The organism is Ornithinimicrobium sp., assembly GCF_030537745.1.
GTDB lineage: Bacteria > Actinomycetota > Actinomycetes > Actinomycetales > Dermatophilaceae > Ornithinicoccus.
Map to the genome: position 1 here is coordinate 1 of NZ_JAUNVI010000050.1, position 18,806 is coordinate 18,806.

15 protein-coding genes and 1 pseudogene are annotated in these 18,806 nt (G+C 67.9%); 7 read left to right on the forward strand and 9 right to left on the reverse strand.

The genetic code is table 11. The features are described 5' to 3' along the window. Window positions 1-22 precede the first annotated feature (22 nt). Entirely contained in the window at window positions 23-1,480 is a 1,458-nt protein-coding gene (locus Q4P07_RS10700) for a chlorohydrolase family protein (protein WP_303374906.1), read from the forward strand. 90 nt (window positions 1,481-1,570) lie between these two features. Here Q4P07_RS10700 and Q4P07_RS10705 read toward each other — a convergent pair whose 3' ends face one another. From Q4P07_RS10705 to dnaK, 9 genes are all read right to left on the reverse strand, one after another. Beyond that, complete coding sequence (locus tag Q4P07_RS10705) at window positions 1,571-3,094, reverse strand: CYTH and CHAD domain-containing protein (protein WP_303374907.1); 1,524 nt, start codon at window positions 3,092-3,094, stop codon at window positions 1,571-1,573. A 54-nt stretch (window positions 3,095-3,148) separates the two neighbouring features. Then, window positions 3,149-3,460 carry a hypothetical protein gene (locus Q4P07_RS10710; protein ID WP_303374908.1) on the reverse strand — a complete coding sequence of 104 codons (312 nt, stop codon included), beginning with the start codon at window positions 3,458-3,460 and terminating at the stop codon, window positions 3,149-3,151. Continuing rightward, window positions 3,457-4,596, reverse strand: a complete 1,140-nt coding sequence (locus tag Q4P07_RS10715; RefSeq protein ID WP_303374909.1) for a N(5)-(carboxyethyl)ornithine synthase — start codon at window positions 4,594-4,596, stop codon at window positions 3,457-3,459. Before Q4P07_RS10715 ends, Q4P07_RS10710 begins: the two co-directional genes overlap by 4 nt. A gap of 1 nt (window position 4,597) precedes the next feature. Next, window positions 4,598-5,839, reverse strand: a complete 1,242-nt coding sequence (locus tag Q4P07_RS10720; protein ID WP_303374910.1) for an MFS transporter — start codon at window positions 5,837-5,839, stop codon at window positions 4,598-4,600. Between the two features lie 61 nt (window positions 5,840-5,900). Further along, window positions 5,901-6,881, reverse strand: a complete 981-nt coding sequence (locus Q4P07_RS10725; protein ID WP_303374911.1) for a threo-3-hydroxy-L-aspartate ammonia-lyase — start codon at window positions 6,879-6,881, stop codon at window positions 5,901-5,903. A 70-nt stretch (window positions 6,882-6,951) separates the two neighbouring features. Then, window positions 6,952-7,392, reverse strand: a complete 441-nt coding sequence (locus tag Q4P07_RS10730) for a heat shock protein transcriptional repressor HspR (RefSeq protein ID WP_303374912.1) — start codon at window positions 7,390-7,392, stop codon at window positions 6,952-6,954. Window positions 7,393-7,398: 6 nt separating this feature from the next. Continuing rightward, window positions 7,399-8,445, reverse strand: a complete 1,047-nt coding sequence (locus Q4P07_RS10735) for a DnaJ C-terminal domain-containing protein (RefSeq protein ID WP_303374913.1) — start codon at window positions 8,443-8,445, stop codon at window positions 7,399-7,401. Window positions 8,446-8,522: 77 nt separating this feature from the next. Next, the gene (locus tag Q4P07_RS10740; RefSeq protein WP_303374914.1) at window positions 8,523-9,203 is read right to left on the reverse strand and encodes a nucleotide exchange factor GrpE; all 681 of its coding nucleotides are present in this window, start codon (window positions 9,201-9,203) and stop codon (window positions 8,523-8,525) included. Continuing rightward, window positions 9,200-11,119: a molecular chaperone DnaK gene (gene dnaK, locus Q4P07_RS10745; RefSeq protein ID WP_303374915.1), complete on the reverse strand. Its 1,920-nt coding sequence runs from the start codon at window positions 11,117-11,119 to the stop codon at window positions 9,200-9,202. The genes Q4P07_RS10740 and dnaK overlap by 4 nt, the downstream gene beginning before the upstream one ends. A gap of 258 nt (window positions 11,120-11,377) precedes the next feature. Here dnaK and Q4P07_RS10750 point away from each other — a divergent pair, with 258 nt between their 5' ends. The 6 genes and pseudogenes from Q4P07_RS10750 to Q4P07_RS10770 all read left to right on the forward strand — a co-directional run bounded on the left by Q4P07_RS10750 (window position 11,378) and on the right by Q4P07_RS10770 (window position 17,143). Further along, window positions 11,378-12,106, forward strand: a complete 729-nt coding sequence (locus Q4P07_RS10750) for a TnsA-like heteromeric transposase endonuclease subunit (RefSeq protein ID WP_303374916.1) — start codon at window positions 11,378-11,380, stop codon at window positions 12,104-12,106. Between the two features lie 2 nt (window positions 12,107-12,108). Then, complete coding sequence (locus Q4P07_RS10755; protein ID WP_303374917.1) at window positions 12,109-14,196, forward strand: helix-turn-helix domain-containing protein; 2,088 nt, start codon at window positions 12,109-12,111, stop codon at window positions 14,194-14,196. Beyond that, window positions 14,193-15,269, forward strand: a complete 1,077-nt coding sequence (locus Q4P07_RS10760) for an ATP-binding protein (protein ID WP_303374918.1) — start codon at window positions 14,193-14,195, stop codon at window positions 15,267-15,269. The genes Q4P07_RS10755 and Q4P07_RS10760 overlap by 4 nt, the downstream gene beginning before the upstream one ends. Then, window positions 15,238-15,723, forward strand: a pseudogene (locus Q4P07_RS14370) (TniQ family protein); the annotation flags it as partial. The gene Q4P07_RS10760 and the pseudogene Q4P07_RS14370, both read left to right, overlap by 32 nt. Window positions 15,724-16,285: 562 nt before the next feature. Further along, complete coding sequence (locus Q4P07_RS10765; protein ID WP_303374919.1) at window positions 16,286-16,777, forward strand: hypothetical protein; 492 nt, start codon at window positions 16,286-16,288, stop codon at window positions 16,775-16,777. Between the two features lie 12 nt (window positions 16,778-16,789). Continuing rightward, window positions 16,790-17,143, forward strand: a complete 354-nt coding sequence (locus Q4P07_RS10770; RefSeq protein WP_303374920.1) for a hypothetical protein — start codon at window positions 16,790-16,792, stop codon at window positions 17,141-17,143. Window positions 17,144-18,806: the final 1,663 nt, after the last annotated feature.

An 18,806-nucleotide genomic window follows, 5' to 3' on the forward strand; every position in this document is an offset into this window, starting at 1 on the left:
TCCGCGCTGATATACATCACTGGTGGCTGACACGACGCTGACCGCTGATCACATCCTCGCCGAGACCCCCGACGGACCCCGGTGGCTGCGGGGGGGCCACGTCGCGTGGGAGGGCAGCACGATCGTCTCGGTGGGGCCTGGACCAGGGCCCAGCGGCGAGCGCCTGGAGCTGGGGGAGTCCGTCGTCGTGCCGGGGCTCATCGACCTTGATGCACTAGCGGACATCGACCACCTGATCCTCGACAACGCCCACGCGCCTGCACACCAGGCCTCGTTCGCGGGCTCCTCCGACTATTGGCGTGGCGCCCCCCGGGGCGCCCTCGACGCCCAGCAGCGAGCGACGATGCGAGAGTTTGCGGTCACGCAACTCGCATTGCACGGGGTGACCACCTTCATGCCGATCGCCGCGGAGGTGCACACCTGCTGGGCCGAGACCGACGAGGAGTTGCGGGGGGTGGCCGAGCACGTCCGCCGCGTGGGCATCCGTGGCTATCTGGGCCCGTCCTACCGTTCGGCAGTCGTCGCGCAAGGAGCGGACGGTGAGCGGGAACTCGTCGTGGACGAGAAGCGGGGTGAGGCAAGCTTCGCCGAGGCACTCGCCTTCGCGGAGTGGGCGGCGCAGAGCCAGGACGACCTGGTGCACGCCGCGCTCTTGCCGTGCCGTGTCGAGACGCTGAGCGAGTCGCTCATGCGACGCACGGCGCAGGAGGCCGCGCGCCTGCAGGTTCCGGTGCGGATGCACTGTCTCCAGCAGCTCTGGGAGCGGCAGCTGGTGCTCGAGCGCTCCGGGATGACACCGCTGGAGTTGCTGGGTGAGACAGGACTGCTCGGTCAGCACCTGTTGGTGCCGCACGGGATCTACCTCGACCGTCATCCCGCGGTGCACGGGGAGGACCGCGGGGACCTGGCGCGCCTCGTCGAGGCAGGGGTCTGCGTCATCCACTGTCCGCTGACCTCCTTTCGCTACGGGTCGATGCTGGACTCGATAGCGGACTATCAGGACGCTGGACTGACGGTGGCGCTGGGCAGTGACTCCTTCCCGCCGGACCTCGTGCGCGGGATGGACGTGGGGCTGCACTCCCACCGGCTGCAGCACGGCCACTCGCGGGTAGGACTCGACCGCTACCTGCGGGCAGCAGGGCCCGGCGGTGCCGATGCGCTGCGTCGTCCCAGCCTGGGCCGCCTGGAGGTGGGGGCGACCGCAGACCTGTCGGCCTTTTCCCTGAGTGACATACGGACCGGTGTGCGCGCGGACCCGTGGCGGACGCTCGTCTACAACGGCTCAGCCCGCGACGTGATCCACACTGTGGTGGCCGGCCGCACGGTGGTCGAGGACGGGACCTTGCCCGGTGTTGACCTGGAGGAATTGCGCGTCCGTGCCCAGGAGGTGTTCGACATCATGCGAGCGGCCTACACCGACCGGGACCGTGAGCACCGGCCGCAGGAGGTGCTCTTCCCGCCCACCGCGCCCGCCTGGTAGACGGTTCCGTGGACCGGCATCCGTGGAGATTGTTGGGCTCCAGTGTGGCGAGGGCGCCCGCCCGGAGTGGCCAGGGCGCCCGTCCGGTGGTTAGGGCCAGGGGTGGGCGAGGGCAGCTCGGAGGGCCGCCTCGCTCTCGGTCACCGCGACCTGGCCGGTCACGGACTCCTCGCCGACGATCACCCCGTAGGTGAAGGTGGGCTCTCCGGCGGCTTGCGCCGACGCTGCGAGGTCGGCGATCCATCGGCTGGCAACGACCGCGTCCTGGAGGCCGCCGAGGGATTCGGTGACCTGTTCCCAGGTCTGTGCAGCCTGCGCCACCTCCTCCCCGAACGACGGGGCCAGCGCCTCCGCGGCGTAGCGCACGGCCTTGGCCCGCTTGCGGGTCTCGTGCAGCAGATGCAGCTGCTCCTCCCCCACCGACGTCTGCGCCGCGCGCCATTGCGCACTGGCCCGCTTGATCGCAGAGGCCACCATCGTCGGAAGGACGTCGCCGGCGCGGGAGCGCGCAGCTTCGCGCCAGGGTGGGTCCGCAAGCAACTCCATGAGCCGGTCCGTCAGGGCGAGGTAGCGCTCGGAATCCATCACCTGGACAAGTCGTGCGTGCGCTTCGGCATGTCGGCGCTCGAGCTCGGTCTCGACGCGGACGCGGACGGGGCCCACCAACTGCTCCGGCGACAGATCGTCGAGCAGTCCCTGGATAAGGTCCCTCATCACCTCTGCGTCGCGAGGTTCTCCCAGCGCGGCAGCCAGCCACCTCACCTCCTCGCGGAGCGGATCGGTGACCTCGCGATCGACGAGCCGGTCGAAGCTGCGCAGGGCGCTGCGCAGGCGACGGGTGGCCACGCGCGTCTTATGCACCGCGTCCGCGGCATCGACCCGCACCTCCTCCTCGCGGCCGATGATCCCGGCGACCTGTTCGGCAAGGTAGGCGTGCAGCACCTCGGTGGCAGGACCATCGAGCGAGGGCACCTCTCCGCGCGCGGCCCGCGCCGGGCGATCCCCCAGTGCGCGGGCCAGCTTGGACGGCGAGTCCGAGACAGTGACGCCCTGGTCCGCAAACGCCTCGACGATTGCGGCCAGCAGGACCTGGCCTTCGGCATTGTCGGCGACCAGCTCCACCTCCAGCTCACGCCACGTCAGGGCCGCGGGTTGAGCGCCCACGGTGTCGTCGCACAGCTGCGCAAGCACGTCATCAACCAGCCCGCCGTCCGCACGCAGCAGATCCGTCTCGACCCGCACCGTCGTCAGCACCGCCGCAGGCAGCAGCGCCCATTCGGCACCTCCCGTCCACGCCTGCTCGAGTGCTCCCACCACCTCGGCCCGAAGATCCTCCGGCACCCGCATGCAGCCGGGCCCACCGACCAATGGCGCGTGCACCTCGAGCCTGGCCCCGTCGGCGAGCGGCAGTTTCAGGTGCCAGCCCTCATCACTGCCACCCTCTCGTCGGCGCAGGGTGATCCGGTGACGGGCCAGGACTAGGTCGCGGGTGTCGACATACACTGCTCGCATCCGGTGCTCACGGGACGACCCCAGCTTGGCCAGACCCTCCAGGCTCGGGATCGGGGCGTCCGCACCAATCTCGAACTTTCGCTCGACCTCGACCTGCCTCATGCGCCCATTCTCTGCTGACGGTGTGCGGGCGACAAGCCACTCAGCCCCGGTGGGTCAGTCCGTCGGGGGACGGGCGTCACCGGGCTGATCATAGGAGCCGCCATGCTGACGAGCCACGTCGACGAATCGGTCCCGCAGTCCCTCGTAGGCACCGCCCCCCGAGGTGTCGGGCAACCGCGTGTCGAGGACGTAGACCGCCCACTGATCGCGCTCCGGGCCCTCTTTCGTCCTCCAGGCCTCCGCCACGACCCGCACGTGCTCGAAGCCTTCCTCACGCAGCTCCTCGGCCAGCGAATCCGCGGCCGTACGCTCTGGCAGCACGATCAGGTGCTCGCTGCCCGCATGGGGGCCTCCCGTGCCCGTCATCGCTGCACCTGGTGCGGATAGTCGGCGCTGCGTGACTGGAAGGCGAGGATGTCGGGGTTGCGGATGACCCCGTCCTGAATCTCGACGGCCCGGCTCACCGTCGGGTCGGCGGCCCAGGCGTTCGGTCCCTCGAGCACGGTGGCGAGGTGCGGCAGCAGGGCCTCGCTGATCTCCCAGGTCGCCGAATCGAAGAGGTAGGTCGGCGTGTGGTCGACGCTGTAGTAACGCACGTGATCCCCGACCTCGAACATCGGCGCGTCAAAGTCGGTCGGCATCGCCCACTCGAAACCCATGGCCTCGTCACAAGAGACGTCCACCACGAGCGTGCCCGGCGCGAGCTTGGGCAGATCGGCGTTGGTGAGGAACATCATCGGCCGGTTCGGGTCCTGCAGCACGCAGTTGACGATCACGTCATACCCCGCCAGGAACTCCGGCAGCGGGACGTCACCGGAAGGGGTGAACACGACGCCTTCCTCGCCGCCCACCCAGCCTGGCTCGTGCTGGAGAAGCTCGACGGACTGCATCGGTGATGCCACTGCGGTGGTGTCGCGACGCGTCAGCACCGTGATGTGCGCCATGTCCATCGCCGTGCACGCCCGGACAGCACCTCTAGCCGTCGAGCCGAACCCGAGGACGATGGCCCTGAGCCGACGCCCGTAGGACCCCGTCACTCCGATGAGCGTGAGGGCGTGCAGCACCGAGGCATACCCGGCGATCTCATTGTTGGCGTGCAGCACGTGCAGCGAGAAGGAGCCATCCTTGTGCCAATGGTTCATCGCTTCGAAGGCGATCAGGGTCAGCTTGCTGTCGATCGCCGTCTGGGTCAGCTCCTGGTCCTGCACACAATGTGGCCAGCCCCACAGGATCTGCCCTGGACGAAGCTCGGCCAGGTCCGCAGCCTGCGGCTTGGGCAGGAGGATGACGTCGCACTCGGCGATCAGGTCTTCACGTGCGCGCATTCCCCCGACGTGCGGCGCCAGCTCGTCGTCGGACACCCCGAAGGCCTCGCCATAGCCGGTCTCGAGGAAGACCAGTGGTCGCAGTTCGTCGTCGATCCGCTGGACGTGAGCGGGGTGGATCGGCAGTCGTCGCTCGAACGCTTTGCGGCTGGTAGCCATGATCCCGAGTTTCAGCATGTCATTGACCTTTCGTCTCCTGAGGTTGTAGCACAACGGTCTCGGGCGCACGGATCCACGGCAGAGCGCCGATCAGGGCGATCAGCCCACACAGGGCGAAGGCCAACTCGAAGCCCGCCGCGTCAACGACCAGGCCGATGAGGATCGGACCGAGGATCGTGCCCGTGTCCTGCGCCATCTGAAAGACCGCCAGGACCTTGCCACCGTTGCGGTCGTTGCCGATGATGTCGGCCACCGCGGCCTGCGTCGCTGGGCCGATCAGCCCGGCACCCACGCCGGAGAGGAGACACAGGCCAAACAAAATGCTCAGCGCCACGGTCGTGGACAGGCCGGCGTGGTCCGCGAGGCCGATCAGCCCGAAGGTCAGGCCGAGGATCACTAGTCCTGCCAAGATCAAGGGACGTCGGCCGATGGTGTCGGCGAGCCTGCCGGAGAACTGCAGCGTCGCGGCCGTGCCGACCGCACCGATCGCCAGCGCCGCGCCAGCCACCCAGGGGCTGCCCAGGATCGAGGCGGCAAGCAGTGGGAGGACCGCTACCCTGGCCCCGAAGTTGACCCAGCCGTTCGCTACGCCGGACATCAGCACCGCCCGGTAGGACGGGTTGCGCAGGGCCTCGCCCACGGTGAGCACGGGGCGAGCCGACGAGTCGGCGGTGGGAGGCCGCAGCCGCGCCCCACCCAGCCCAATCTTCACGACGGCGGCCGCGATGAAGAGCGCGACCGCATACACGATGAAGGGCACGCGCAGCCCCCACTCGGCCAGCACTCCCCCGATCACCGGCCCGATCATGCTGCCGATGAGGAACGCGGTGGCGTAGACCGACGACACTCGCCCGCGGGCCGACGGGGGCGCGAGCCGGACGATCAGGGCCATCGAGGAGATCGTGAACATCGTCGAGCCGATGCCGCCGAGGCCGCGGTAGATGAGCAACTGCCAGTAGTTTGCCGCGAACGCCGTCGCCAGTGAGGAGATGGCGACGATGATCAGGCCAGACAGATAGATCCGTCGCTCCCCCAGCCGCTCGACGAGGACGCCGCCGGCAGGGGCGAATATGAGCCGGAAGAAAGCGAAGATCGACACCACCACGGTGGCCGCCGCGACCCCGACGTCAAAAGACTTGGCGTAGACGGGGAGCACCGGTGAGACCAGGCCGAAGCCGACCGCGATGGCGAAGGCCGCGCAGATCAGCACCCAGATCTCGCGCGGGATCGGCACGCGGGCAGACGGGGCAGAGGCTGGCACGCCTCTTAGTGTGCCGCGACCGGGCGGGCCGGCGGACACCGGCGAGGTATGCCGTGCTGGCTCAGCCTGAAACGAGCTCGGCAAACCGCGCCAGGTCGACGTTGCCACCGGACAGGACGACGCCAACCCGCTGGCCTGGCTCGACCGGCACCGCACCGGAGAGCAGGGCCGCCAGACCCAACGCCCCGGTCGGCTCAACGACCTGCTTGAGCGTGGACGCAATGACCCGCATCGCGTCCACGAGCTGGTCGTCGGTTGCAGTGACGATCCCAGCAACGTGCTCGCGGATGATCGGGAAGGTGAGCTCGCCCAGGTGCAGCGTCTGGGCACCGTCGGCGATGGTGCGCGGCGGCTCGATGGTGACGATCCTCCCGGCCTCCAGCGAGCGGCGGCCGTCGTCGCCTGCCTCGGGCTCCACACCCCATACCTGGGTTCGGGGCGAGACCGCCGCCACGCTGAGCAGCGACCCTGCAAGAAGTCCCCCGCCCCCCAATGGCACCACGATCACGTCCAACCGGGAGGCCTCCTCCAGGAGCTCCTTGACGGCAGTGCCCTGCCCGGCGATGACGGCGGGGTGGTCGTAGGGCGGCACGACCGTGGCCCCGGTGCGTGCCGCGAGGTCGGCCGCGATCGCTTCCCGGTCCTGCGTGTAGCGGTCGTAGCGCACGATCGTGGCGCCATAGCCCTCCGTCGCGGCCACCTTGAGCTCAGGCGCGTCGTGCGGCATCACGATGGTGGCGGGTATATCGAGCAACCTGGCTGCGAGCGCCACCGCCTGGGCATGGTTGCCCGAGGAGTAGGCCACGACCCCCGCACCGCGCCGGTCCTGCGGCAGCTGCGACAACGCGTTGTAGGCGCCACGAAACTTGAACGCACCCACCCGCTGGAGATGCTCGGCCTTCAGGAACACCTCGCATCCGGCCAGCTCGTCCAGCCGACGGGAGCGGAGCACGGGGGTGCGGTGGGCCACGCGCTCAAGGACGTCGGCTGCAGCCTGCACGTCGTCGTAGGTCGGGAGAAGGCCGGTGGGAGGAGTGGTCACACGACCATCCTGCCCCCTCTATGACGGCAGGTGTGGAGGCACCATCTTTCTCCGCCACTGATCGAGCGTCTCAGTCCACGAACGGCCAGTGCTTGGGTCGCCATAGGGCCAGCGCGGTGGTGGCCGCTCTGGACGTCGGGCGTGTCCCGGCCCGCAGCGCGACGACCTCACCGGAGCTGTCCGCAGCAAAGACGCGTGCGCCTTGGGTGAGCAGGTCCGTCAACCTGTCGTTATCCACCAGCGCCTGGGTCAGGCGCGACCGGAGGGCCTGGACCTGATGCTCCAACTCCAGGATCCGTTGGATTCCGGCCAGGCTCACCCCTTCCCCGGACAGGGTCTGCACCTCGCGGAGTCGATCGATGTCCTGGGAGGAGTAGCGGCGCCCTCCGCCACGCGTGCGTGACGGGGTGACCAGGCCGAGCCGGTCGTACTGACGCAGGGTCTGTGCATGCATACCAGCCAGCTCGGCGGCCACTGAGATGACATAGACGGGCGTGTCGCGGTCAGGCACGAACCATCACTCCTTGGCCCGCCGCAGCAGGTCGGCGCGCGGATCGGTGTCGCCCTCCTCGGCCCGGAGGACCTCGATGGCTTCTTTCGCCTTGTCCGAGAGTCGCTGCGGGACCATGACCTGCACCTTCGCCAGCAGGTCCCCGGCGCCGGACTTGGCCTTGATGCCGCGGCCCCTGACGCGCAGCACGCGCCCCGACGGGGTGCCTGGGGCAACCTTGACTTTGACGGTCGTGCCCTCCAGGGTCGGCACCGTCACGGTCGCGCCGAGTGCCGCTTCCGCGAACGTGACGGGAAGGTCGACCGTTAGGTCGTTGCCCTGACGACCGAAGACCGGGTGCGGATGGACCGTGACGTGCAGATACATGTCGCCGGCCTCTCCGCCGGGCGCTGGCGCGGGCATTCCCTTGCCGCGCAGTCGGATCTTCTGGCCGTCCTTGACGCCCGCCGGGATCCGGGTGGTGATCCGGCCGCCGTCGGGCTTGCTCAGCGTCACGGTGTCACCCGTGGCAGCAGCCTGGAAGTCCAGCGTGGTCCTGGCCTCGATGTCCTGGCCCTTGGTCCGCCCACCCCGCTGTCCGAAGCCGCCGGGGAAGCCTTGGCCACCCCGGGGGAAGCCTTGACCTGCGCCGGGGAATCCCTGACTGCCGGCGCCACCGAAGGCGCCGAGAAGGTCCTCGAGGTCGATCCCGCCTTGACCGCCGGTGGAGAAACGCACGTTCTGCGCACCGCCACCGCCACCACCGAACATCTGGGCGAAGACGTCCTCGAAGCCCCCGCCGGCACCGTTGCCGCCACCGGCGGTGAAGCGAGCCCCACCGCCCATGGCGCGGACCGCGTCATACTGCTTTCGCTGCTCCGGGTCGGAGAGCACGGCATACGCCTCGCCGATGTCCTTGAACTTCTGCTCGGCCGTCTTGTCATCGGGCTTGGCGTCCGGGTGCCACTCACGCGCGAGCTTGCGGTATCTCTTCTTCAAGTCTTTCGGGTCGACGTCCTTGGGGACGCCGAGGATCGCGTAGAAGTCTTTCTCGAACCAGTCCTGATTCACCATCGGTGCTCACCTCCTCCGTTCTCTTCTGCTGGGCCGGACGCGCAGCCTGCGCAGTGCGCAGACCGCGCGTCCGGGCTTCAGCTCGGGTCGGCGACGGCCACGCGCGCAGCGCGCACGACCTGGTCACCGATCTTGAAACCAGGCTGCATGACCTGGATGACCGTCATCTCGGTCGCCCCCCCGGGGAGGGAGACTCCGGGAGTGTCGGCGGGCAGGTGCATGAGCGCCTCGTGGACGGTCGGGTCGAAGACGTCTCCGACGGTGCCGACCCGCTCCACGCCAAAACGCGCCAGGGCCTGCTCCAACTTGTCGGCAATGGCGGCGAACGGGCCATCGGTCAACTCGCCGTGCTCTCGCGCCATGTGGATGTCGTCCATCACTGGCAGGAGAGCTTCGACGACCACTCCGGTTGCCCGAGTGCGGTCACCCTCTCGCTCCCGTTGGGTGCGGCTACGGAAGTTAACGAACTCCGCCTGCATCCTGCGCATCTCCTCGAGGCGCTCGGCGGCCAGAGCGGTGTCCGGGTGACTCTGGTCGACGCCGCCGGACAGGGCATCCTCCGTGGCAACGGCCAGGTCGCCCTCGGGGCTCGGCCGCGCCGGACCTGCGTCGGCCGGCGGCGGTGGCGTCCCCTCGGGGCTCCGGGCTCGGCCCGTCTCGGGATCGATGCGCCGCTTGTCTCGGATCACCGGGCCCCGCCGGGGGTGCTCCTCGTCGCCAGGAGCACCCTCGGGGTGGGTGTTGTCGGGCTGCGTCACTTGGAGTCCTCGTCGTCCACGACCTCGGCGTCAACAACGTCGCCGTCGCCCTCGTCGTTGCCCGAAGCGGCGTCAGGGTCGATGTCCGCCGCGCCGGTCCCGTCGGCGAAGCCGGCACCTGCTCCAGCCCCGGCGGCTGCGCCGTCGGCCTGTGCGGCATACATGGCCGAACCCATTTTCTGAGACTCGGTCGACAGGGTCTCCATCTTGGCCTTGAGGTCATCCGAAGAGGCGCCGGAGTCAGCCTTCAGCGCATCCTTGAGGTCGGTCAACGCGGTGTCCACCGGGCCACGAGCCTCGGCCGGCACCTGGTCGCCGGAGTCGGCCAGGAACTTCTCCGTGGAGTAGACCAACTGCTCCGCGGTGTTGTGGAGCTCAGTCTCGTCCTTGCGCAACTTGTCCTCCTCGGCGTGCGCCTCGGCGTCCTTGATCATGCGCTCGATCTCGTCCTTGGCGAGCGCGCTGCCACCAGAGATCGTCATCGACTGCTCCTTGCCCGTGCCACGGTCCTTGGCGGAGACGTGCACGATGCCGTTGGCGTCGATGTCGAAGGTGACCTCGATCTGCGGCACGCCACGGGGGGCCGGGGCGACGCCGGTCAGCTCGAAGTTGCCGAGCAGCTTGTTGTGCTGGGCGATCTCCCGCTCACCTTGGTAGACCTGGATGCCCACCGACGGCTGGTTGTCGCTGGCCGTGGTGAAGACCTCGCTGCGCTTGGTCGGGATCGCGGTGTTGCGCTCGATCAGGCGGGTCATGATGCCGCCCTGGGTCTCGATGCCCAGACTCAGCGGGGTGACGTCGATCAGGAGCACGTCCTTACGCTCGCCCTTGAGGACACCGGCCTGCAGGGCCGCGCCCACAGCGACGACCTCATCGGGGTTGACGCCCTTGTTGGGCTCCTGACCGCCCGTGAGCTCCTTGATCAGCTCGACGACGGCGGGCATGCGGGTGGAGCCACCGACGAGGACGACGTGGTCGATCTCAGACACCTTGATGCCGGCGTCCTTGATGACCTGCTCGAACGGAGCCTTGGTGCGCTCCAGCAGATCCTTATTCATCTGCTCGAACTGAGCCCGGCTCAGCGTCTCGTCCAGGTGGATCGGGCCGTTCTCGCCCATCGACAGGTACTGCAGGTTGATCGTCGTCGAGGTCGAGGACGACAGCTCCTTCTTGGCCTGCTCCGCGGCGTCCTTGAGACGCTGCATCGCGATCTTGTCCTTGGCCAGATCGACACCGGACTGGTTCTTCACCGTGGTGACTAGGTGCTCGATGACGCGGTCGTCCCAGTCGTCCCCACCGAGCTTGTTGTCACCGTGCGTGGCGCGGACCTGGATGGTCGCGAAGCCGTCGTCGGCGTCCTTGCCCACCTCCAGGAGGGACACGTCGAAGGTGCCGCCTCCGAGGTCGAAGACGAGGATGAGCTCGTCCTCCTTGCCCTTGTCCAGGCCGTAGGCCAGCGCCGCGGCGGTGGGCTCGTTGACAATGCGCAGGACGTGGAGGCCAGCGATCTCACCGGCCTCCTTGGTGGCCTGGCGCTCGGCGTCGTCGAAGTAGGCCGGCACTGTGATGACGGCATCGGTGACGGGCTCGCCGAGGTAGGCCTCCGCGTCGCGCTTCAGCTTCATGAGCGTGCGCGCGCTGATCTCCTGCGCGTTATAGACCTTGCCGTCAATGTCCTGGGTCTTCCAGTCGGTGCCCATGTGGCGCTTGACGGAGCGGATGGTCCGGTCCACGTTGGTGACGGCCTGCCGCTTGGCGACCTCACCGACGAGCACCTCACCGTTCTTGGCGAAGCTGACGACGGAAGGGGTGGTGCGCCCGCCCTCGGCGTTGGCGATGATCTCCGGCTCCCCGCCGGTAAGGACGGCGACCGCCGAGTTGGTGGTGCCGAGGTCGATGCCTACTGCACGTCCCATGTGGGAATCTCCTTGATGTTGAGAGGTTGATACGTCTGCACTCAACTGTGCGGCTCAGCATGACTCTTGTCAAGCTGAGACTCACTGAAATTGAGTCCATCAGGCTCAACTGTGGTGAGAGCGCCCTTGTTCCCGACTCTCCCCAACAACTCGTCTCGCAGAGTTGTAGGAACCCGGATTTCGTGTCACCGTCCCAATTTCGTGACACCTGCGTGTCACCGCGTCCCAGTTTCGTGTCACGACGACAGGATGAGGGTCGTGGGCGCTAAGGACCCGCTGGACACTGAAGTTCGTTACGTCGCTGCCGACGGCGAGGCTGTCACGACCTCGTTGCGGCTGCTGGACCTCGAGCGTGCCTCCACCGCGCTGCCGGTGCGCAGGCTCAGGTCGCACGCACGGCAACGTCACTACTGCGGTCGGTTCTGGTCGGCGACCACGGGCGGGCACGTGCCATACGAAAGCCGGCTGGAGTTGGATCGATTGTGGCTGGCGGACTTCGACCCCGACGTCCGCTGGATCGCCGCGCAGCCGATGTGGTTCGCCGGCCCTGATGACGGGACCACCCGGCGGCACGCACCGGACCTGCTGCTAACCGACCAGCGCGGCTCCATGACGGTCGTGGACGTCAAGCCCGCCCAGTTCGTCAAGCGATCGCAGGTCCAGGCGGTGTTCCGGTGGACCGCGCGCCTGTGCCAGGCCAAGGGCGTCGGTTATCAGGTGTGGTCCGGCGCAGACCCGGTCGCGCTGGCGAACATCCGGGGGTTCGCTGTCGCCCGCCGCGGGATCCAACCGTCCGAGCTGGCGGCGGCGGCCGCTGCCGCGCGTACAGGCATGAAGGTCGGTCAGGTCGAAGACCTCCTGGCCGCCTGTGGCCACCCGCGTGGCCGGCTCGCCGTCCTGGGCTTGCTGTGGCGCGGGGACTGGACCGTGGACATGACCAAGCCTGTCGACGGCACCGCGACCATCAGCATCCGAGGAGGAGGATGATCATGAGCGCAGCAGTGGTGGAGTTGCATGTCGGAGCCCGTGTCTGGTTCGAGGGCGGCATGTACCTGGTCCGGGAGCTCGATCCGCAACGGACGATGCTGGCCAGCGATGGCAATCTGCGTTCGGTCGCCACGGCCGACCTCGTCCGCCACGCCACCCTGGTCTCCGACGACACCGGCGACCAGGCGACCCATGGCGAGCCCGTCAACGTCGTGCTCTCCGGCCTGACCAAGAATCAGCGAGCCACGCTCGAACAGCGGGCCGCGCTGGTGCGGGGCGTGCTGCACGCCGATCCGGCGGACACGCGGTCCTTGAAGCAGCGCTGCGCCGACGCAGCGGCCGAGCATGGCGTGTCCACCCGCACCGTCCTGAGGTGGATCTCTGGTTACCGCCAAGCCGGTCTGGCCGGGCTGGCGGACAGCCGGATGCTCAACCGGTACGCCCCGTCGGTCGATCCGCGCTGGGACGCGGCGTGCCTGGCGGTGCTGCGGGAGCACGTCTCGTCATCGACCCCGACGATGAACGTCGTCATCGACCGTGTCCGTCGGCAGGTCGAGGAGGAGCACGGCCCTGGAGTGGTTGTCTGCCCGCCGCGGACGACGGCCTACCGCCGACTGGGCGAGCTGTCCAAGGGGCGGCACGCGTTCGGGTCGGGCAAGACCCGCCGCTCGGTCGCGAATCGTCCCGGTGGTCCGTACGGGCGGTTGCGGGCCACGCGGCCGGGTGAGTACGTGGTGCTGGACACCACCCCGTTGGACGTGTTCGCGATGGAGCCGGTGACGCTGCGTTGGGTGCCGGTGGAGTTGACGATCGCGCAGGACCTGTTCACCCGGTGCGTCCTGGGTCTGCGCCTGTCTCCGGTATCGACGAAGTCCGCCGACGTGGCCAACGTGCTCTACCAGTGCGTGACCCCGCAGCGGTCCGGTGCCGATGACGGGTGGTGGCCCTTCCACGGTGTCCCGGCCAACCTGTTGGTCGGCACCGAGGACCCGGACGGACTGTCCCAGGAGCGGGTCGCCGGGTTGCCGGCGTGCCTGCCGGAGGCGATCGTGGTCGACCACGGCAAGACCTACCTGTCCGAGCATGTGATCGCTGCGTGTGCCCGGCTCGGGATCACCGTGCAGCCAGCGATCCCGTACAAGCCGACCGACAAGCCGACGATCGAGCGGTTCTTCCGCACCCTGAACCAGGGCCTGCTGCAGCACCTGCCCGCCTACAAGGGACCGGACGTGTTCCACCGCGGCGCCGATGTCGAGGACCAGGCGTTCCTGTACGTCGCCGAGCTGGAGCAGATCATCCGGGAGTGGATCGGAACCGTCTACCACCACACCAAGCACGACGGGCTCTGCGTCCCCGAGGTCCCGGGCATGGCGCTGGCCCCGGCCGAGATGTTCGCGATCGGCCTGACCAAGACCGGCGGGCTGACCGTTCCCGCCCACCCGGACCTGCCTTTCCTGTTCCTGGACGTCGCGTGGCGCACGGTCCAGCACTACGGCGTCGAGGTCCACGGCCGCCGCTACGACGGCCCCACCCTGAACACGCACCGCAACCGCAAGTCGCCGTACGGGGGCGTGCACGCGGGCAAGTGGCCGATCTTCCTTGACGCCCACGACGTGCGTCGGGTCTGGTTCCAGGACCCCGACACCAAGACCTTCTCGCCCCTGGAGTGGGAGCATGCGCCTGGGCTGGACCAGCCGTTCTCCAGGGACGCCGCGGAGTACACCAAGAAGCTCGCGTTGCGGGAGAACCGGCACGTCGATCCGCTGACCGCTGTGCAGGACCTGCTGGGTGCCTGGTCGAAGCAGGAAGTTACCACCCGGCGGGACAAGGCCATGGCGCTCAAGTTGGCCAGCACCCGCAGCCACGACGTCGGCGGACTACCCGGCGGGAGTGAGGCTGCAACGACTGGTGAGGACGGCCAGCGGACATCAGCGGCGGAGCAGGTGGCCTCGCTGCCGGGGGTGGTCGACCTGCTGGCCGAACGCACAAAGCGGCAACCGCTGCAGGTGGTCGACGACGTGGACGACGTGTTCGCCCGATATTACGAGGAGCATCCAGATGCCGACGGGCTGGAGGTGTTCGACGAATGACCGCGCCGACTCCGTGGGCGGCGTGGCTGGGTGAGTACGACACCGCCCCGTATCAGTTGTCCCGCAAGGCCGGGTGGGACGCCTTCGTGAACGCAGCACCCCGGCCCAGGTTCGAGGTCCTGTCCCGCGCCCAGATGCGGGCCCTGGATGAGGACACCCTGGCCGACTACAACGAGGCCAGGTGCGTGTGGAACGCCAACCCGCCGACCATCAAGACCCAGCAGTTGACCCGGGCCTTCCAGGTCCTGGACCAGGTGATGGCCTCGGGCCGCCGCGACGGGGACAAGCTGCGTGGCTCTGCGGTCGTCGACGCTGAGCCCGGATTGGGCAAGACGACGATCGCGACCCGGTTCGCCCGCGAGGTCCATCGACGCGAGTACCGCCGCCACTCCCCAGCCACCGCCGATGGCAGTCAGCGGCTGCCGGTCGCGTTCGTGCCGCTGGCCGCCGGAGTCACGTTGAAGGGGTTGAACCAGCAGATCCTGAAGTTCTACGACCATCCCGCCGCAGAGCGCGCGAACAACCGGACGCAACTGACCTCGCTGGCCGTGGACTGCGTCACGACCTGTCAGACCCGGCTGGTCGTGATCGATGACCTGCACTTCATCGACTTCCGGCACAAGAACGGGATCGAGGTGTCCAACCACCTCAAGAGCCTGGCCAACGCGCTACCGGTCACGTTCCTGTACGTCGGGGTGAACCTGATGGACAAACGCTTCTTCGACGAGGGCATGGACGGTGAGCAGGCCGTCTACGCTCAGATGAGCCGACGGGCCACGCGCTGCCCGGTGACACCGTTCAGCATCGACAATGACGCCGGCGCCCGCGCCTGGTCCGACTTGCTCACCACTCTGGAGGGGCACCTGATCCTGGCCGACGGCGAACCCGGAATGCTCGTGACCCAGGCCAAGGAGCTGCACCGTCGTACCCAGGGGCGGATCGCGTCCCTGACCAACCTCATCGACCGCGCCGCCTACCTGGCAATCGCCTCCGGGGCCGAGACCATCAACCCCGGTGTCCTCGACTCCGCGTTGACCGACAATGCCGCCCACCGCCTGGCCGGCACAGCCTGACCCGCAGTCCGCAGGCCAAGGCCGCGGGCTGCGGGCCGTGCCTGGCGGGTACGACATCAACCGGTGGCCGATCGCCGTCGCCCCGGCTGCGCAGGAGCACCCGGTGAGTTGGCTGTGGCGGCTGGCCGACCGGTACGGCCTCTCTGCATCCGCGACCTTGGTCGCTCTGGGCATACCCCGCACCGCAGCATCCGTGCCCACGCTCGAGGAGCACCTGCGCGGTAACAGTGCCACCCTCACCGAGCGGCTCGGCCCGCACCACCCCTTCGGCTCCAGCCAACGGTCCCCGCCTCAAGGCCCGGTCCTGGACGCCGAACTGGACAGGTATGTACGGGCCTATCGGACCGGACGCATCCCCTCCCCCACGTTCCGCTACTGCCCTCGCTGCCTGGCCGAATCGGGCACATGGTCACGGTCGTGGCTGACCCGGCAGCCCGGCGCCTGCCCCACCCACGAGGTGCTGCTGCTCACCTGCTGCCCGAGCTGCGGGGCAGCACCGTTCAGCAAACCCTCCTGGCTGACGGTCACCAGCCCCCTGTGGGCCTGCCCTCTGGCCTACGGAGAGCAACCCGAACCACGACGACACCGGCACCGCTGCGGCCAGGACCTACGAGAAGCACCCACCGACCGACCGAGCGCCGACCAAGCCCAGTGCCTGAGTGCCCTGCACCACATGGCCACGGCCGCAGCCACCAGTCCACGCTCCACCATCACGGTGGCCGGCATTCGCACGACTCACCGGGACCACCTGGACGCACTGTTCGAGCTCGTGGACGAGCTGGTCGGCGTCAAGACCGTCCTGGCAGCCGAGCCGGACGAAGCCGGGGGCTTCCTGGCTGCGGCACAGGTCGCCCTGATGGTGCTGAACCAGCCGGTTCCCGCCCGGCGACATTCAGGACTACCCGAGGATCTGGCCCGGCCAGACCCGACTGGAATGGATCCCTCAGGTCATCTGGCCCGGCGTACTCAGCGAGTGGATCGACGACCAGGACATCCCCGCCCGCGCGGCCGCGTCCATGCTGCTGGCCAAAGTGGGCAGCACCCGGCCCTGGTCGCTCATCGCCCTGGATCTGGGCCTCCCCGCTGCCTTCGCCACCATCCCACCCGCGCTGATCAGCCGCATGCGCCGAGCCGGACTTTGGGGCGGCTTCCTCGCGGGCCTGGACGATCTCGCCACCGCACTGGAAGACGATCCACCGCCCATTGACTACTCCGCCCGCCGGTGGGCCGCCTGCACGCCCTGTCAAATGTACGCCGCCATCGAGCAGGCTCGTCTGATCTACGGAGCGTGCGACATCAGTGACGACTACCATCTGGCCAGGATGACCTGGCAGCTCTACACCAGCGGACATGGCCCCTTCTTCCCCGGCCCAGCCACGCCCGTCCCCCACGCTGAAGAGACCGAGCCCAGTGCGCTGACCCACCGCATCACCAGATTCACGGCAACGGCCCTGCACCACCTGGCCGGGCGGCCCGACGATGGCCCCCTGACCTGGCGGCCACCCTGAATACAGGGCACCATGACCGAGGCCAGCAGCCAGATCCCGTCGCCGTCAGGCCGGAGCACAATCGGGACCGACTATCAGCAGATCGCCCGCAACATCGCCCTCGACGCCATCGATCTGGGCAGGGCCCCGTCCGCAGGCTGGGTTGCCGCGCGTGTCGCCGAGCACGGCCTGCCCTGGCGCGAGTTCAACGAAGACGTCTGGCACCAGAGAACCCAGCGGCTCACCAGCGACATGAAACCCGGTCGAGCCCCCAGCGACGACGAGGTCCTCGCCGCGCGCGCCCATCACTCGTTCGGCACCGGAACCACCTACCACCCACTACAACGCTGGAGCATCCTCATGGAAGGATCCGACCACATAGGCTGACCGCCGACGCCGTTGACCACGAAGACGTGGCACGTGCTGGTGACGGCCCGCCAAGGGCGGCAACTGTGTCGACGGGGCGGGCATGCTGCTCGGCATCAGTCGGGAGCACGCCTACCGGTCGACGAAGGCAGGGCCAGCCGGCAGTTGAGGAGCGCGGTACGCCAGCTGTGCCGAGGGAAGGTAGGCGCCGGACCCTGTACTGCGCAGCATGACGGAGCTTCTTGCGGCGCTGCTTGGCGCGATCGTCGGCGGCGTGCTCAAGGTCAGGAGGCTCGCATCGGTCAGGATCCGCCCTCGCCTCACTGTCCGCTCCTCAGGGGCGAGGAGACTCCGCGGCGCACACCCCAGGAAGGTCACCAGCCGCGAGCAGGCGGCGAAGGCTGAATGGGAATCCATCTCGGCGTTGGTCAGCAGGCGCCCCAACTCTTCGACGTGGTAGCATAACCACGACTACGACCGGATGTCTCACCTGAGCCACGGCGCCCGGGGCTGAGGTCCGAGGAGGCGACAGTCATGAGACTATGGCGGATCACGCGTTCGGTAGGGGTGGCGGCCGCGGGGGGTGCTCTCCTGGTGGGGCTTCTTGTTGTCCCCGCACCGGCGATTGACCAGGACAACAGTTCTGATGCCACTGGCCCGGAAGGTTACACCGTACGATATGACGGCGACTGGGTTATTTACGACAGGGGTGCTGAGCCACGTGATGGCCGTGTCGAGTTAGTCCGAGGCGAGAAGGACGCTGACGGCGCCTGCCAAATGTCGCAGAGTGCATCCTCCGAGACTCACGTGACTGGCGTCCACGGAGTGGAAACAGCATTCAACCCAGAAACCTGCGAGTCCAAGTACCATATTCGCGAGCTTAATGGAGATGAGGTCAAGGCTGTCCAAATGGAGCATTCTGCTCAGGACCAGCCTGCCACGTACGTCGGGGCGGACACTCCGAAAAGTGAGCCAGCAAACCAACCGGCCGCATCGAAATCCGGGTGGACGCAATCATGGTATGAGGACCCCCCCGGCTGGGACGTGACCTATACTTTTGTCCGGACCACATGGAACTACAATGGTTCATGCGTTACCAGCGCGACTGGAACACAATAGCACCGCCACATGTCACAAACTGGCTGGACGTTGAGTACCTGGGATTGGAATAACGTCTACAATTGCACGAAATCGTCGAGCAACATCTTCGCCGCCTACCAGAATAATCCCTTCTGCCCCGGTTCGGGCAATACCACGTACAACACCTACAATCGCACGCGCGCGGAAGGCAAGGGCAACGGATCAACATACTGGGCCTGGCCTGCCACAAAGAGTGGCGGGTGTTCAAGCCTACTCTCCCACAACTACCTTTACGGCAATTGAGGGTGCATCTCCTTGATCCCTTCAATGCTCTTGTTTGGGCTAGTCTTCGGTAGATGGTGGAAATCCGCCCTCGCGATAGGTGCCATCGGCTGGCCCCTGGTCGTTTTCCTGCAAGGATCCCTTGACGGCTGGAGTTCGTGGACCTACGCAGCACTCTTGGGTCTAGCCAATACAGGTGTGGGCGTCGGTGTGCACCAACTCGTGCTGTGGCTTTGGAGGCGTGGCCGTCAAGCGCATACGCGGTCTTCGTCTTTACAGAGGTAGCGAACTTCGCCTGTTGTGTCACATAGGCGACTTCACC